The organism is Bacillus sp. FSL R5-0523, assembly GCF_037975295.1.
Taxonomy (GTDB): Bacteria; Bacillota; Bacilli; order Bacillales; family Bacillaceae; genus Bacillus; species Bacillus subtilis.
In genome coordinates this window covers 1,633,729-1,650,707 of the sequence record NZ_CP150251.1, presented here as the reverse complement: position 1 = coordinate 1,650,707, position 16,979 = coordinate 1,633,729, and the positions used below count along the sequence as shown (strand labels likewise).

14 protein-coding genes are annotated in these 16,979 nt (G+C 45.5%); 1 reads left to right on the top strand and 13 read right to left on the bottom strand.

Annotated features, from left to right (window positions below):
• Positions 1-11: 11 nt before the first annotated feature.
• The 13 genes from prkC to NYE53_RS08490 form a co-directional block, all read right to left on the bottom strand.
• Positions 12-1,958, bottom strand: a complete 1,947-nt coding sequence (gene prkC, locus NYE53_RS08550) for a serine/threonine protein kinase PrkC (protein WP_339248185.1) — start codon at positions 1,956-1,958, stop codon at positions 12-14.
• Positions 1,952-2,716 (bottom strand): protein-serine/threonine phosphatase PrpC, encoded by a 765-nt coding sequence (gene prpC / locus NYE53_RS08545; protein ID WP_014479762.1) that lies wholly within the window; start codon positions 2,714-2,716, stop codon positions 1,952-1,954. Before prpC ends, prkC begins: the two co-directional genes overlap by 7 nt.
• A gap of 6 nt (positions 2,717-2,722) precedes the next feature.
• A complete protein-coding gene (gene rlmN / locus NYE53_RS08540; protein ID WP_251187099.1) occupies positions 2,723-3,814 on the bottom strand; it encodes a 23S rRNA (adenine(2503)-C(2))-methyltransferase RlmN in 1,092 nt (363 codons plus the stop codon).
• Positions 3,815-3,817: 3 nt separating this feature from the next.
• A complete protein-coding gene (gene rsmB, locus NYE53_RS08535) occupies positions 3,818-5,161 on the bottom strand; it encodes a 16S rRNA (cytosine(967)-C(5))-methyltransferase RsmB (protein ID WP_251187098.1) in 1,344 nt (447 codons plus the stop codon).
• Positions 5,148-6,101, bottom strand: coding sequence for a methionyl-tRNA formyltransferase (fmt, locus tag NYE53_RS08530; RefSeq protein WP_339248181.1), 954 nt, complete (start codon positions 6,099-6,101; stop codon positions 5,148-5,150). The genes rsmB and fmt overlap by 14 nt, the downstream gene beginning before the upstream one ends.
• A gap of 4 nt (positions 6,102-6,105) precedes the next feature.
• The gene (gene def / locus NYE53_RS08525; RefSeq protein WP_015383630.1) at positions 6,106-6,588 is read right to left on the bottom strand and encodes a peptide deformylase; all 483 of its coding nucleotides are present in this window, start codon (positions 6,586-6,588) and stop codon (positions 6,106-6,108) included.
• 26 nt (positions 6,589-6,614) lie between these two features.
• A complete protein-coding gene (gene priA / locus NYE53_RS08520) occupies positions 6,615-9,032 on the bottom strand; it encodes a primosomal protein N' (protein ID WP_339248178.1) in 2,418 nt (805 codons plus the stop codon).
• Positions 9,029-10,249, bottom strand: coding sequence for a bifunctional phosphopantothenoylcysteine decarboxylase/phosphopantothenate--cysteine ligase CoaBC (gene coaBC / locus NYE53_RS08515; RefSeq protein WP_339248175.1), 1,221 nt, complete (start codon positions 10,247-10,249; stop codon positions 9,029-9,031). The genes priA and coaBC overlap by 4 nt, the downstream gene beginning before the upstream one ends.
• Before the next feature lie 80 nt (positions 10,250-10,329).
• Positions 10,330-10,533, bottom strand: coding sequence for a DNA-directed RNA polymerase subunit omega (gene rpoZ / locus NYE53_RS08510; protein ID WP_003221520.1), 204 nt, complete (start codon positions 10,531-10,533; stop codon positions 10,330-10,332).
• Between the two features lie 3 nt (positions 10,534-10,536).
• Positions 10,537-11,151, bottom strand: coding sequence for a guanylate kinase (gmk, locus tag NYE53_RS08505; RefSeq protein WP_003232083.1), 615 nt, complete (start codon positions 11,149-11,151; stop codon positions 10,537-10,539).
• 7 nt (positions 11,152-11,158) lie between these two features.
• Positions 11,159-11,428 (bottom strand): extracellular matrix/biofilm regulator RemA, encoded by a 270-nt coding sequence (gene remA, locus NYE53_RS08500; RefSeq protein WP_003154355.1) that lies wholly within the window; start codon positions 11,426-11,428, stop codon positions 11,159-11,161.
• Between the two features lie 76 nt (positions 11,429-11,504).
• A complete protein-coding gene (locus tag NYE53_RS08495) occupies positions 11,505-12,380 on the bottom strand; it encodes a YicC/YloC family endoribonuclease (protein WP_339248173.1) in 876 nt (291 codons plus the stop codon).
• An 82-nt stretch (positions 12,381-12,462) separates the two neighbouring features.
• Positions 12,463-15,135: a calcium-translocating P-type ATPase, SERCA-type gene (locus NYE53_RS08490; RefSeq protein WP_015252116.1), complete on the bottom strand. Its 2,673-nt coding sequence runs from the start codon at positions 15,133-15,135 to the stop codon at positions 12,463-12,465.
• Positions 15,136-15,256: 121 nt separating this feature from the next.
• Between NYE53_RS08490 and rqcH the strand changes: the two genes are divergently transcribed.
• Complete coding sequence (rqcH, locus tag NYE53_RS08485) at positions 15,257-16,969, top strand: tRNA modification protein RqcH (RefSeq protein WP_339248171.1); 1,713 nt, start codon at positions 15,257-15,259, stop codon at positions 16,967-16,969.
• Positions 16,970-16,979 lie beyond the last annotated feature (10 nt).

Sequence of the window (16,979 nt, the reverse complement as noted above, 5' to 3'; positions counted from 1 at the left end):
TTCCCTCCTTGTTATTCATCTTTCGGATACTCAATGGTTTTGTAGCTGACAACTTTATTGTTTACCATTACTTGATAGTACCCTTTTTGGCCGGGTTCAATCTTTAGTTCGATCGTTCGTTCAGTCGGCTCTTTTATCTTAAATTCTTCGTAAGTGTCAGAGATGCTGTGATCCGCATCGTCCACCGCGATTTGCACTTGAAGCTCGTCCCCTTCATTTTCTGGTTCGTAGGGGATCTTGACCTTTTCTTTCACTGTTTTCGCAGGTTTTTTCTCTGGTCCGAGAGAGAATGTCACTTCAACTTCGTTTCCCGGCTTTACTGCCGTACCTGCTGCTGGTTTTTGTTTGACAACCTGTCCTTCTGGAACATCATCTGAGTATGCTTCTTTTTCTACAAGCTTCAATCCGTTGTCTTCCAGATATCCAGACGCTGCTTCTTTACTGTAGGTTTTCAAGTCTCTAAGCGTAATGTCTTCGGGTCCGATACTGACTGTAAGTTTGACTTGATCTTCACTCGGGACAAGCTCAGTCCCTGCTGAAGGATTTTGGTCAATGACAGTGCCCGCATTTTTCTCGTCATTCACTTCATTTACCGTTACATGTTTAAACCCTTGGTCCTTCAACGCTTTTTTTGCCTGGTCGACCGTTTGGCCTGTCACATCACCGATCTCCGTTTTTGCTTTTCCGGTGCTCTTATAAAGGGTGACCGTGGCGCCTTCTTTGACTGTGGTATCCGATTTAGGATCCGTTTTTACCATCAGGCCCTCTTCAATTTTTTCATCTGAGATTTCCAACACCTCGGAATCAACCTGTAAACCTTCTTTTTCCAAGAGCCCTGCGGCTTTTTCGTATTCCATTCCGGAGACATCAGGTATTTTGACATCCTTAGGCATGAAAAGCGACGGAAAAACAGTGACAGCAAGAATTCCAGCTGTGAGAAAAACGAGGCATATCGTGAGCAAAACCCACGGCCACTTTTTTCTTTTGCCGTTCTTCTTTGTTTTGTTTTCTTGTGCGGTTGTCACTTCAGCTTCTTTTTCGCCAGCAGCTTTAGCAAGTTCTTCATCTTTAATGATAGGTATCGCTTTTGTCATTTCTTCATCTTCTTGAATCGTAAATCTCTTTTCATTGAGTCTGTCGGCATCAAAAGCTGTTTTTATGTCTGCTTCCATGTCTTCAGCCGTTTCGTAGCGATGAAAAGGATCTTTGGCAGTTGCCTTGAGTATGATGTTTTCAACGCTTTGGGGGACCGATGGATTCCACCTTTTTGCCGAAGGAGTTTCCGCTTGAAGATGCTTCAAGGCGATGCTGACTGCTGACTCTCCATCAAACGGAATACGGCCGGTTAAAAGCTCAAATAGAACGATTCCAAGCGCATAAATATCCGATTTTTTTGTGGCTAAGCCGCCCCGGGCCTGTTCAGGTGATAAGTAATGGACCGAGCCCAGAACTGAATTGGTATGGGTGATTGTGGTCGAACTTAGTGCCGTCGCAATTCCAAAATCCGTTACTTTGATATTTCCCATATGATCAATCAAAATGTTATGCGGCTTGATGTCTCTGTGAACAATCTGGTTTTGATGGGCATGAGCGATGGCTGAGACTATTTGCTCCATGATGTTCAGCGCTTCTTTAGGGTGAAGCGGCCCATTTGCTGTTATGTATTCTTTAAGCGTCATGCCTTCAACGTATTCCATGACAATATAATAAATATCATCTTCCTCGCCCAAATCGTAAATGCTGACAATATTCGGGTGATCGAGGCTTGATGCGGATTGGGCTTCTCTGCGGAAACGTCTGATAAATTCATTGTCATTTGCATAGTCAAACCGCAGGATTTTAATTGCGACTTCACGGTCTAGAATGATATCCTCAGCTAAATACACGTTGGCCATTCCCCCGCCGCCTATAACGCGGAGAATTTGGTAACGCCCGCTGATCCGCTTGCCGATTAGCACTGATCTTCACCCTCTTCAACTTGTAAAGCAAGCTCAAGCAAAACTGCTGTTATGTTGTCTTCTCCGCCATTCTGATTGGCTTTGTCCACAAGCAGGTTTACTTTTTCCTGAGGAGCTGAATCGCTTTGCAGGATGTCTTTTAATTCAGTGCCTTCCACTTTATTCGTCAGTCCGTCAGAACATAGAAGCAGTTTGTCTCCGGGTTCTATATCAAAAGAACGGGTGTCAATGCTGACTGACTGGTCTGTTCCAAGCGCCTTCGTCAACACATTTTTTCGCGGATGATGTTCAGCGTCTTCTCTGGAAATCTCTCCAGTGCGAACCAGTTCATTTACAAGCGAATGGTCTTCTGTCACTTGAACGAAATCATCGTCCTGAAGTAAATAGCATCTGCTGTCTCCGATATGGGCAACAGAAACCGTTTTCCCCGTAAAAAGTGCACATACAATCGTCGTCCCCATGCCTTGGCATTCTTCGTGGGCTTGAGCGTGATCGTATATTTTGCTGTTTACCGAAAGAATCTGTTCAATGAGCCATTTTTCACATTCCGAGGGCGCAGTTGGAATCGTCTCTGCTTCATTCCATTTCTCCCCCATGGCTTTCACAGCCATCTTGCTCGCAACATCTCCAGCAAGATGGCCGCCCATGCCATCAGCGACAACCGCTAATATAAATTCATCTTTCCCCTTGAATATCCCCGCATCATCTTCATTATGCTGGCGGATTTTTCCTGTATCTGTTTTTAAGGCTGTTAACAACCCTCATCACCTCGTCTCGTCTTGACGCTCCTTCGCGCGAAGCTGACCGCAGGCTGCGTCAATGTCATGTCCTTGCTCTCTTCGGATTGTGACATTTACTCCGCGGGATTTCAGCGTTTTTTCAAAAGCAAAAATCTGATCACGCGGTGTGCGCACATAGTCCCGTTCAGGCACGTAGTTTACCGGAATCAAGTTCACGTGGCATTTGACTCCTTCCAGCAAGTCGGCAAGCTCTTCGGCGTGTTCCACCTGGTCGTTTACGCCTCCGAACAGCCCGTATTCAAAGCTGATGCGGCGTCCTGTTTTATTAATATAATATTTAACGGCTTCCATTAGATCAGGCAGTTTATATGCTCTGTTAATCGGCATCAAACGGCTTCTGATTTCTGTGTTCGGCGCGTGCAGAGAAATTGCAAAGTTAATCTGCATTTGCTGATCAGCAAATTCGTAAATTTTCGGGATGATTCCACTCGTAGAGACCGTAATATGGCGAGCACCGATATTCAGGCCCTTGTCATGGTTAATGATTTTCAAGAAAGCGAGCATTTCGTTAAAGTTATCAAAAGGTTCACCGATTCCCATGATCACGACAGAGCTGACGCGTTCATCCGTTTCATCAAGAGCTTTTTGCACTTTGACTACTTGAGCGACAATTTCCCCCGCTTCAAGGTTTCGTTTTAAGCCTCCAAGCGTTGACGCGCAGAATGTGCAGCCAATACGGCAGCCGACTTGTGTCGTTACACATACAGAATTGCCATACTCGTGTCTCATTAAAACGGTTTCGATGGTATAACCGTCATGAAGCTCAAACAAAAATTTCATCGTACCGTCTTGAGAGGTTTGTTTAACAGCTGTTTTCAGCGTTGTTAACACAAAGTTAGTGTTTAATTTCTCACGCAGATCCTTTGAGAGGTTTGTCATTTCTTCAAAAGAAGTTACGCGTTTTTCATATAGCCATTCAAAGATCTGAGCCGCACGGAACGGTTTCTCTCCGTTGTCTGTCAGCCATTGTTTAATTTCGTCTAATTCAAAAGAATAAATCGACGGACGCTCTGTCCGCAATTCTTTTCTTACTTTTGTTTTATTAAGTTCTGCCATTGCTTATCCCTTCTTTCTCATGCTGCAAATAAAGAAACCATCTGTTCCGAAATAATGAGGAAGGATTTGAAGCCTTCCATCCCGAACAAAGGGTCTCACCTTTTCAGGCAGCCGCTTTTCAAGAGACAAATCGGGTTCAAAATCAGGATGTTCTTGTATAAACGCATGTATTACTTCATCATTTTCTGTCCGGTCCATTGTACACGTACTGTAGACAAGAGTGCCACCTTTTTTTACTAATGGTGCGATTTCCCTCAAGATCGACAGCTGGATTTCAGCTAGACGGGCGCTGTCGTCAGGCTTTTTCGTGTATTTCATGTCCGGCTTTCTTCTGATAACACCGAAACCTGAGCACGGGGCATCGACCAATATTCGGTCAAACTGTTCGTTTTCAAACGTTTCCCCCGCTTTTCTCGCATCCATTGTCTCCGCATGAATGATTGTCAGGCCAAGACGGTTTGCCGCTTCTTTGATCAGCTTCACTTTATGTTTGTGAAGATCAAGCGACGTAACGCTCCCCTTGTTCTTCATTAATTCTGCGATATGAGCCGACTTTCCGCCAGGCGCCGCACACGCGTCAAGCACTGTTTCATCGGGCTTAGGGTCAAGGGCGCGGGCGACGAGCATAGAGCTCTCATCCTGGATGGAAACTTCGCCGTTTTGGAAGAAATGAGTTCCGGCAATTGTTCCCTTTAAGAGCTTCACAGCATCTTCAGCGAGGTCGCCTTTTTCAACTTCGATTCCCTCAGCAGCCATTTGGTCAAGCAGCTCAGCTCTGTCTGCTTTCATTTGATTGACACGCAGCGTCTGCTTCGGCGGAATGAGGTGGATACGGCAAATCTTTTCCGCAGCTTCAAACCCATACGCATCCGCCCACTCTTTCACAAGCCATTCCGGATGGCTTGTTTCTGTCGCCAGCCTGCGTACAGGATCTTCGATGGCGTCAAAGGATGGAACACCTTCGCGCTGGATAGAACGAAGCACGCCGTTGACAAAAGAAGCAATGCCTTTGTGTCCGCGGATTTTAGCAATCTCAACCGCTTCATGGATGGCTGCCCTGTCTGGAATCTTCTCTAAATACTCCATTTGATATAAGGATAGGCGAAGAAGCTGAATCACCCACGGCTTTACCTTTTGAGGCTTATTGATAAACGGTTTAAGCATATAATCAAGCGCGATCTTATTTTGTAATGTACCATAGACAAGTTCAGTCAAAAGCCCTCTGTCCTGATCACTCAGTTCATTTGATTTAATGACCGATTTCAGCAGCAGGTTGCTGTATGCCTGGTTTTGTTCTAATTTGATCAGCGCCTCAAGGGCGATGTCACGAACACTAGTTTTTTTCATTGTTTACTCCTAACACATCACCGGCTTCAACATGAGCTCCTCGCACAAAGTCTTCGCCTTTCATTCGTTTCTTGCCTGCCGGCTGGAGTTCGGTTAATAACAGAGCCGTATCGTTACCTGTGGCAACGATAATCCCTTCCTTTTCAACCGCAACGACTGTGCCGGGCTCAGCTGTTGTTGGTGCCGGTATTTTTTTCGACGCCCATATTTTCAAGTTTTGTCCGTTTAGCGTCGTATAAGCAACAGGCCATGGATTTAAGCCGCGGATCTGGTTGTAAAGCTCTTCGCCCGTTCTGGACCAGTCGAGAAGCTCTTGCTCTCTTTTGATATTAGGCGCGTACGTCGCTTTCTCTTCATCCTGCTTTTCAGGTGATATGCTGCCGGTAATGACGTTTGGAACCGTTTCAGACAACAGCTTCGCGCCAGCCGCGCTTAATTTATCGTGCAGTGTTCCGACATTGTCGGTTTCTTCAATGTCCACTTCCACTTTTGAGATCATATCGCCCGCATCCAATTTTTCTACCATATACATAATGGTAACCCCGGTTTTTTTCTTTCCCTGCAGAATGGAATAATGGATCGGTGCCCCGCCGCGCAGTTCCGGCAAAAGGGAGGCGTGAACGTTAATGCAGCCGTATTTTGGACTGTCGAGAAGCTCTTTAGGCAAAATTTGTCCGAATGCCGCCGTTACAATCAGGTCAGGCTTTAATGCCAGCACTTTCTCAATTTCTTCTGTCAATCTGACTTTTTCCGGCTGAAGAACCGGGATGCCGTGACGCAATGCCTCTTCCTTTACTGGAGGAGGTGTCATGACTTTTTTTCTGCCCTTCGGACGGTCCGGCTGTGTGACGACCCCCACTACTTCATATCCGTCCTCAATCAGGGTTCTTAAAACAGGAACTGAAAAATCTGGCGTTCCCATAAATACGATTCTCGTCATCAAATCATCCTTCCATATCCGCTAGTTCATCTTCTGTATAGTATTTACTTATTTTAGATGTAAACAGCACACCGTCTAAGTGGTCCATTTCATGCTGCACGGCTCTTGCTAAAAAGCCTCGCGCTTCCAGAATGAATGGTTTTCCCTGACGGTTAAACGCACGCACTTTGACATAATCGGCACGTGTGACATCACCATAGACGCCAGGAAAGCTCAAGCATCCTTCAATTCCGGTTTGCTCGCCGCTTTTTTCTAAAATTTCAGGATTAACGAGATCAATTCTCCCTCTGTCATCCCCGATGTCTACAACGGCCGCTCTTTTTAAAATGCCGATTTGCGGCGCTGCCAGTCCGACACCATCCATTTCAAGCATGGTGTCGTACATATCATCAAGCAGTTTTTTTAGCTTTTTATCAAAAACAGTCACGGTTTCCGCAGGTGTTTCCAAAACCTCCGCAGGATGTGTGACGACCTTTTTTACTGCCAATTTGTTACCCTCCAAGACGTGAGATCTTACATCATCATATAAGGATTCATATCAATTGAAATCATTACATGTTTTTGTTCAATTTCGCGTTTATAATGTTCCAGTATCTTCTTCAATAAAGCGGATAACTGGGTTTCCTGTTTGTATTTTATCACGCATTGATAGCGATATCTATCTTTGATCCTGGCTATCGGCGACGCGCTTGGTCCGAGAATTTTCGTGTCAGCTCCGCAGTTTGCTTTCAAAAAATGAGCGATCTTTTCACATGTAACCGCTGTTTTCGCCACTTCCTCATGAGACACAGTCACAAGAGCCAAATAGTAGTATGGCGGATAGGATTGCTCTCTCCTGTGCGCCATTTCATGCTGATAGAACGTTTCATAATCGTGTGTTTTCGTCAGCTGGATACTGTAATGAGACGGTGTATACGTTTGAATGATGACATGGCCGGGCTTTTCATGCCTGCCTGCCCGGCCGCTGACTTGCGTTAACAGCTGAAATGTTTTTTCAGCCGCTCTGAAATCAGGAATATGAAGTGTTGTATCAGCACTTAACACTCCGACAAGCGTGACATTCGGAAAATCAAGCCCTTTCGCGATCATTTGCGTTCCGAGAAGAATATCCGCTTTTCCTTCTCCGAAAGCTGACAGTAATTTTTCATGGGCGCCTTTTCGTGATGTCGTGTCAACATCCATCCGAATCACTCTCGCACTTGGCAGCACTTTTGTCAGCTCTTCCTCCACTCGCTGTGTTCCCGTTCCGAAAAAGCGGATATGCTCGCTTGCGCATTCAGGACAAGTGTGCGGAACAGGCTCTTCATGTCCGCAATAATGGCATTTCAGCCTTTGGCCGTAACGATGATACGTCATGGAAATGTCGCAGTGCGGGCATTGCGGGACATAGCCGCAATCCCTGCACATCACAAAGGAAGAATAGCCCCTCTTATTTAAAAACAGCACCGCCTGCTCACCCTTGGCAATCGTTTCTTCAAGCTTTTCCATCAATTCAACTGAAAACATCGAGCGATTGCCGTTTCTAAGCTCCTCTCTCATATCGACAAGCGAAACCTCAGGCATCACCCGATGGTTAACACGGTGCTTCAGTGAAAGAAGCTCGTATACGCCCTTTTGCGCTCTTGCATACGACTCTAATGTCGGCGTAGCACTCCCTAATACAACCGGGCAGCTGTGATGCTCAGCCCGCTTGATTGCCACCTCTTTCGCATGATAGCGCGGCATTTCTTCCTGTTTATAGGAAGACTCGTGCTCTTCATCGATGATTATCATTCCGAGATTTTCAAACGGAGCAAAAATGGCGGATCTGGCACCGACGACAAGCCGTACTTCCTTCCGGTGGATTTTACGCCACTCGTCATATTTTTCTCCTGTGGATAAACCGCTGTGCATGACTGCCACCTGAGAGCCGAAGCGGCCCTTGAAGCGGTTGACCATTTGCGGCGTCAGCGATATTTCCGGTACGAGGACGATGGCTTCTTTTCCTTTCGCCAGTACTTTTTCAATTGATTGCAGATAAATTTCCGTTTTTCCGCTTCCTGTCACGCCGTGAAGGAGGAACACTTTATGCTCATTGCTGTCCAATGTCTCGCGTATGGGCTCAAAGGCAGCCCTCTGTTCGTCTGTCAGCGGCAGGGGCTCTGTTTTTTTGAACATTTTGTCCTGATAGGGATCTCTGTAAACCTCTTCATAGCTTTCCTTCAAAAGCCCTTTTTGGATAAGGGTTTTGATGGTTGCAGAGCTCGTGTCCGTTCTTTTGCACAATTCCGCTGCAGGAATTTTCACACCTTCCGGCTCAGAGATGAGAAAGTGAAGAATCGCCTGCTGTTTTGCTGCTTGTCGGGACAATCCCTCAGCCTGCTTAGCAAGCTCTTCTTTACTCGCATTTGCCTGAATATGCCTGACCATTTTTTTATTGGTTTTTTGCGCGACTTTATACGTCACGTCAATGACCCCTTTTTGAACATGCCTTTGAATCAGTTTCAGCGTATCATGATCGGGTATATCTGAATACAGCAGTGTCTTTGTTTCAGAAAACAGCCGTTCCACTTGCGGCGGAAGATCGGCGCCGTGTGCAATTTTTAATTCTTTTTCATATTTCGCCTTTAAGGCGGCAGGCAGCATTGCTTGAAGCGCCGTTATTTTAAAAGACAGCGTTTTGTCTGACAGCCATGATGACAGATCCATAAGCTCCTCTGTCAGAACAGGTGTAAGATCTAATAAATCCTCTACTTCCTTGACAGATTTTCCCGATAGGTCAGATGCTTCTTTGACTGCTGTCACAAACCCTTGAATCTTACGGGGGCCAAACGGAACAATGACCCGCATCCCCGTTTTGATCATGCCCTTGAGATGGTCTGGGATTTTATAATCAAAAGGCCTGTCTATATTTTTGGTGCTGACATCAACGATGACTTCTGCAAAATTCATGAGCGCTCTCCGGTTTGTTTTGAGAGGGCTGCGATCTCCTGAAGGATTTCAAAAGAAACATCGAGCTTAGACATAATCGGGAGTTCGCGTTTATGCCCGTCTTTGAAAAAGATTGTCACGATATTCGTATCAGCACCAAAACCGGCCCCATTTGCTTTCACATCATTTGCCACAATCAAATCAAGGTTTTTAGCGGCGAGCTTTTTACGTGCATAGTGTTCAATGTCTTGTGTTTCGGCGGCAAATCCGACCAAAATCTGCTCTTTCTTTTTCTCGCCCAATTCTTTCAAAATATCGACTGTTCTTTTCAGTTCTAAGGTCATGCCGCCGTCTTGTTTTTTCATTTTATGGTCAAATACTGTTTTCGGCGTAAAATCGGCTACCGCAGCTGTTTTAATGACTATATCGCTTGCGTCATACACAGAGAGCACAGCTTCGCGCATATCCGCAGCCGATTGAACAGGGATAAACTCAGCAAGGCCTTTAGGCTGATCAAGTGAAACAGGCCCAGAAATTAAGGTTACCCGTGCGCCGAGCTGAACAGCAGCCTCCGCTAGTGCGTAGCCCATTTTGCCCGTCGATTTATTGGTAAAAAACCGGACAGGATCAACCGCTTCCCGCGTTGGGCCGGCTGTAATGACCACATGCTTGCCTTCTAAAGGAGCGGATGTTTCTTCAGCAAAATGTTTTTCGGCCAGCTTTACGATGTTTTCCGGCTCTTCCAATCTGCCTTTTCCTACGTAACCGCATGCTAAATAGCCCTCACTTGGCTCAATAAAACGATAACCGTCCTGATAAAGAACAGAAATGTTTCGTTTGACTGCCGGGTGGTCATACATATGAACGTTCATCGCCGGCGCGATCCAAACGGGAGCCGTTGCTGCCAACAATGTTGTCGTCAGCATATCATCAGCGATGCCGTTTGCCAGTTTTCCAATCACATTAGCCGTAGCCGGCGCTACGATAATCAAGTCGGCCCAGTCTGCGGTATCAATATGAGAAATAACGCTTGGATTTTGTTCTTTAAATGTATCTGTATAGACTTCGTGGCGGCTCAATGCCTGAAATGTCAGCGGTGAAACGAATCGGCAAGCGGATTCAGTCATAATCACTTTGACATTTGCTCCTGCCTGAACCAGCTTACTCGTTAACGCACAGGCTTTATAAACAGCGATGCCTCCGCTCACGCAAAGTAACACATTTCGATTGTTAAGCAATGAATTCTCCCCCTCTGCACTTTACAAAACCGCACGGAAAAAAATAACAACCTACATGATATAGGTTGCTACTTGTGCTACTATTCGCGGTCTTCCTTTTCAAACGAAAGCAGGCCTGCATCAATTTCTTCTAAAGCTTTGCCTACATATTTGTGTGAAATCGTATGTTCAATCATTTGGTCTTTTTTGATTTGCATTTCACGTGCGCGTCTCGCAGAAACAGTCACCAGCGTATATTTTGAATCTAATTTATTCATTAAAGAATCAATTGACGGATCTAACATTGATTATTCAACCTCCAGCATTTTCTTATATCTTGGTGCAACGCGTTCACGCTTCAAATGTTCAGCAAGAACGATTGCTTTGATTTTATCGCAAGCCGTTTCGACATTATCGTTTTCAACGACATAGTCATAAGCATCCATCATTTCGATCTCAGCTTTTGCGGCTTTCATTCGATTTTCAATCAGAGCGTCTGTTTCTGTGCCTCGTGTCACGATTCTGTTTTTCAGTTCAGAAAGGCTTGGAGGCGCAAGGAAAATAAACAGGCCTTCCGGGAAAGCATTTCTCACTTGAAGAGCCCCTTGAACTTCAATTTCTAAAAAGACGTCTTTTCCATCTTGAAGCGTCTGTTCAACATAATCGACTGGCGTGCCGTAATAATTGCCGACATACTCTGCCCATTCAAGCAGCTTGTTGTCCGCAATCATTTGTTCGAATTCGTCTCTTGTTTTGAAAAAATAATCGACTCCGTTCACTTCGCCCTCTCTTGGACTTCTTGTGGTTACTGAAATCGAATATTCAAATTTTGTGTCTTCCTGCGAAAAGATCGCTTGTCGAACCGTTCCTTTACCAACTCCTGAGGGACCTGAGAGAACGATTAATAACCCTCTTTCTTTCATGCGGCAATTACCCCTGCCCTTCATCCATAATTTCTTCTTTAACAGAAAGTCTGTGTGCAACTGTCTCAGGCTGGACGGCAGATAAGATAATGTGATCACTATCCATGACGACAACTGCACGGGTTCTTCGTCCGTATGTAGCGTCAATTAGCATTCCGCGGTCTCTTGCATCCTGAATCATCCGTTTGATTGGCGCAGACTCCGGGCTGACAATCGAAATCATCCGATTGGCGGAGATGATATTGCCAAATCCGATATTAATCAGTTTAATCGTCATCTTCTACGTTCCCCCTGTAAAATAGACGTCTCTAGTTTAGCCTAGTAAGACCGTCTGTAAACAATACGCACAGTCACTATTCTATATTTTGCACTTGTTCTTTTATTTTTTCAATAGAACTTTTCATTTCAACGACAAGCTTTGTGATCTGATGATCATTTGCTTTTGAGCCGATCGTATTTGCTTCCCGATTGAGCTCCTGAACAAGAAAGTCGAGTTTGCGCCCGACAGCTCCGCCACTAGCTAATATATCACGAAACTGGGCGAAGTGGCTCTTCAGCCTTGTAATCTCTTCAGTGATATCAGAGCGGTCTGCAAAAATAGCACATTCTGTTACAAGCCGGCTCTCGTCTAATACGTCTTCAGTCCATTCTTTGATTCTGGCGTACAGCCGTTCCCGGTAACGAGATACGACATCTGCAGCCAGCAATTCAGTTTCTCTCACCAGCTCTTCAAGCTGGTCAATATGCATCAGGCAGTCTTTCGCTAAGAGCAGACCCTCTTTTTCACGCATTTCACAGAGACCTTTTACCGCTTCTTCTGCAGCATCGATGATCAACGCCTCTAGCTTGTCATTTTGCGTCTGTTCTTCATGAACCTGGACGACATGATCAAGCTTAAAGAAATCCATTACATCGGGATCTGCAGACAATTGATACCGCTTCTTCATATCTCTCGCGGCTGCGACAAACTCATCGAGCAGCGGCCAATCAATTTCAAGCCTTTTCTCAACAAGCATATCGCTGTCAACGGATACGAAAAGCTCAATTCTTCCGCGCTGAATATGCTGCAGAATGGTCTGTTTCAGCTTATCTTCAAAATATAGCAAAGGCCTTGGCAAACGAGCGTTCACTTCTTTAAATCTGTAGTTCACAGATTTAAGTTCAACGCTTACAGAGAGATCGTCTTGTGTTTTGCTTGCACTGCCGAAGCCTGTCATACTTCGTATCATTTTAAAACACCCAATTCTTCCCTGTTCTCATAATAAAAGGGCAATAGACACGCTATTACCCCTAAGATTATATCATATGAATTTATTTTTTTCTTGTTAAAAGTGACCCCGCCAGCAAAAAAGTAGGGATGGCGGACATACCGATGACGAGCATCCAGTCCCCCGGCGTGATGGCTACAGTATGGAAAATCGGCTGAAGCGGCGGATAGTAGATTACTACAAGCATCAGCAAAATGGATGACAATACCGCGCCGATTAAATACAGGTTTTGAAACGGATTTCTAGAGAAAACAGAAGTTTCGCTGCGGCAGTCAAACACGTGAATAAGCTGAGCGAGCACCAATGTGGCAAACGCGATCGTCTGGGCATAAGCCAAGTTTTCCGGATTGCGGTGGTATACAATGATAAACGCTAAAATAGTGGCAACTCCGATTAAAAATCCTCTGGAAACGACCTTCCATCCTAGCTTGCGGGCAAATACCCCTTCTTTCGGATGACGGGGCTTGCGCTTCATGACATCTCCTTCAGGCTGATCCATGCCGAGCGCCATCGCCGGCAATCCGTCCGTCACCAAGTTGACCCACAAAATCTGAATCGGAACGAGCGGTAAAGGAAGGGCGAGCAGCATCGCAAACAGCATGACAAGGATTTCTCCGACGTTAGACGCCAACAGGTATCTGATAAACTTCCTGATATTTTCGTAGATGTTCCTGCCTTCTTTTATCGCCGATTTAATCGTCGCAAAATTATCATCCACGAGAACAAGAGATGATGCTTCTTTGGCCACATCTGTCCCGGTAATGCCCATAGAGACGCCGATATCAGCTTGTTTAATGGCAGGAGCATCATTGACGCCGTCTCCCGTCATCGCCACAATATGCCCGTTCTCCTGATAGGCTTTTACGATTTTTAGTTTATGTTCAGGGGAAACGCGGGCAAATACATACACATCCTCCACCACATGAGAAAGCTCTTCTTGAGAAAGTTCATTCAGCATCTTGCCGTCCATGATTTTGCCGCTTTTCGGAAGGAGGCGCAAGTCTTTCGCTATCGCTTTAGCGGTTTCTACATGATCACCTGTAATCATAACGGTCTTAATTCCTGCTTCACGGCATTCTTTTATCGCCTGCCTGACTTCCGGCCGCGGGGGATCAATGATACCTGAAAGGCCAAGCATGGTCAGATCTTTTTCCGCCTGCTCCATTGACGGTGTTTCGCCTGCTTTTATCGGCCTGTAGGCGACCGCTATCGTTCTGAGCGCCTGTGATGCCAAATGTCTTAATACCGCCTCTGTTTCTGCTTTTCTTTCATTTGAAAAAAGAGCCGCTGAGCCGTCATAATAAATACGGGAAGATCGCTGCATCAGTACATCCGGTGCACCTTTTGTAATGATATAGCGCTTTCTGTCTTGATCCTCTACGATGACAGTCATCATTTTCCGTGCAGAATCAAACGGAAATTCTTCGACCACCCGGTAGTTTGATTCAACAAACTCCTTTGAAAAACCGCCTTTTCTTGCCGCGGTGAGCAGCGCTCCCTCTGTCGGATCTCCGTCAAGCACATATTCGCCGTCTCTTTTCTCAATATTGGAGTTGTTACAAAGCGCTCCGAACAGAAGCATCTGCTGAAGCGGCTTATGTTCATTGACACTGATCTCTTTTTCGTTCAGTGTGAAGCTTCCTTTCGGTTCATAGCCGGCCCCTGCCACTCTCCATGTTTTCCCTCCGGACCAGACATGTGTCACCGTCATTTTGTTTTGGGTCATTGTCCCTGTTTTATCTGAACAAATGATAGACGCACACCCAAGCGTTTCAACAGCAGGAAGCTTTCTAACAATGGATTTTTGTTTAATCATCCGCTGTACACCAAGCGAAAGCGCCACTGTCACAATCGCCGGCAGTCCCTCCGGAATAGCGGCTACCGCTAATGAGACACCTGCTAAAAACATACTGTACAGATCATGACCCTGAATAACACCGACAGCAACGACAAGTACGGTCAGAAGCAATGCAACAACAATCAAAATCTTCCCGAGCTGCTCCAGTCTTCTTTGCAGCGGGGTTGACAATGTCCCTGCCGATTCAAGCATGTCGGCAATTTTCCCCATAGCCGTATTCATTCCTGTCCCGACGACAACCCCGACACCGCTGCCGCGGGTCACAATCGTACCCATAAATGCCATATTGGTAATATCGCCGAGCGAAACATCCGGTTTTTTCAATTTATCAGCATGCTTCACAACCGGGATTGATTCCCCGGTCAGCGCTGATTCTTCTATTTCAAGGCTTCTCGCTTCAACAATTCGAACGTCTGCGCCAATTCTGTCCCCGCTCGTAAATTTCACAATATCCCCCGGCACAAGTTCCTTAGAAGGAATCTTTGTCCAGCTCCCTTCCCTGAGTGCCATGACATGCGGTGTTGAAAGCTCTTTTAAAGCCTGAAGAGATTGCTCAGCACGCCTTTCTTGAAAGAAACCGAGTATGCCATTCACAAACACAATCGCAATAATCGCAACCGCATCTACATATTCACCAAGAAATCCTGAGATTAACGTTGCCGCCAGAAGCACAAGCACCATAAAATCTTTGAACTGCGCGAAAAACAAGAGAAGCGCTGAAGTTTTTTTCCCTTCTTGCAGCTCGTTTGGCCCATGCTTGTCAAGGCGTTTTTTTACCTCTTTTTCTGTTAATCCTTGTTTCATGGACGTATTGGTTGCCTCTAGTAAATCTGTTTGTCCCATTTCATGAAACTTCATTCCGCTCGTCCACTCCCCTGCTCTCTTATAGAGATATCACTCTATAAGCATGCTTATTCTGACTCGTCCCATTTCATGCTATAATTATCGAATGCAGGAAATATGAGAGGGTGTATTGCATATGTCGTTTGATGGCATGTTTACATACGGAATGACACACGAACTTAACGAGAAAATAATGGGCGGACGAATTACAAAAGTCCATCAGCCATATAAGCACGATGTGATTTTCCACATCCGTGCCAAGGGAAAAAACCAAAAACTATTATTATCGGCACATCCGAGCTATTCACGGGTGCATATCACGACACAAGCTTATGAAAATCCAAGCGAACCGCCAATGTTTTGCATGTTGCTGAGAAAGCATATCGAAGGCGGATTCATTGAGAAAATTGAACAAGCGGGCTTAGACCGCATTATGATTTTTCATATCAAAAGCCGAAACGAAATTGGCGATGAAACCGTACGAAAGCTTTATGTAGAAATTATGGGCCGCCACAGCAATATCATTTTGACTGACGCAGCAGAAAATGTGATTATCGACGGACTTAAGCATTTATCACCGTCAATGAACAGCTACCGTACAGTACTGCCCGGACAAGATTATAAGCTTCCGCCTGCTCAGGACAAAATATCGCCTCTTGAGGCGGCAGAAGATGATATTTTGCGTCACCTCAGCTTTCAAGAAGGAAGGCTTGATAAACAAATTGTCGACCACTTTTCAGGGGTGTCTCCGCTTTTCGCCAAAGAAGCGGTTCACAGAGCAGGCCTTGCCAACAAAGTCACACTGCCAAAAGCGTTGCTGGCACTGTTTGCCGAAGTGAAAGAGCACCGTTTCATTCCCAACATTACGGCTGTAAACGGAAAGGAATATTTTTATTTACTGGAGCTGACTCATCTAAAGGGCGAAGCGCGCCGTTTTGATTCATTAAGCGAACTGCTCGACCGTTTTTACTTCGGAAAAGCTGAACGAGACCGGGTCAAGCAACAGGCTCAGGATCTTGAGCGTTTTGTTGTGAACGAACGGAAGAAGAATGCCAACAAAATCAAAAAATTAGAGAAAACCCTGGAGTATTCGGAAAACGCGAAGGAGTTTCAGCTTTACGGAGAGCTTTTAACCGCTAATTTATATATGCTGAAAAAAGGTGATAAACAGGCTGAGGTCATCAATTATTATGATGAAGAAAGCCCGACAATCACGATTCCTTTAAACCCAAACAAAACGCCTTCTGAAAACGCACAGGCCTATTTCACGAAGTATCAGAAAGCGAAAAATTCGGTCGCAGTTGTCGAGGAGCAAATCAGGCTGGCACAGGAAGAGATCGAATATTTTGATCAGCTGATTCAGCAGCTTTCGTCCGCTTCTCCCCGGGATATCAGCGAAATCAGGGAAGAGCTTGTTGAGGGCAAATATTTGCGCCCTAAGCAGCAAAAAGGCCAGAAAAAGCAAAAACCGCACAATCCGGTGTTAGAAACATATGAATCCACCTCAGGCCTGACAATTTTAGTGGGTAAGAACAATCGTCAAAATGAATATTTAACGACCAGAGCGGCGGCCAGAGACGATATCTGGCTTCACACGAAGGACATTCCCGGCTCCCACGTTGTGATCAGAAGCAGCGAACCGGATGAGCAAACAATCATGGAAGCCGCGACAATTGCAGCTTATTTTTCAAAAGCTAAAGATTCAAGTTCTGTGCCTGTAGATTATACAAAAATCAGGCATGTCAAAAAACCAAACGGCGCGAAGCCCGGCTTCGTCACCTATGACAGCCAGCATACCGTCTTTGTCACGCCTGATGCTGATACGGTCATCAAGCTGAAAAAAAGCTGAGCCGCATAAA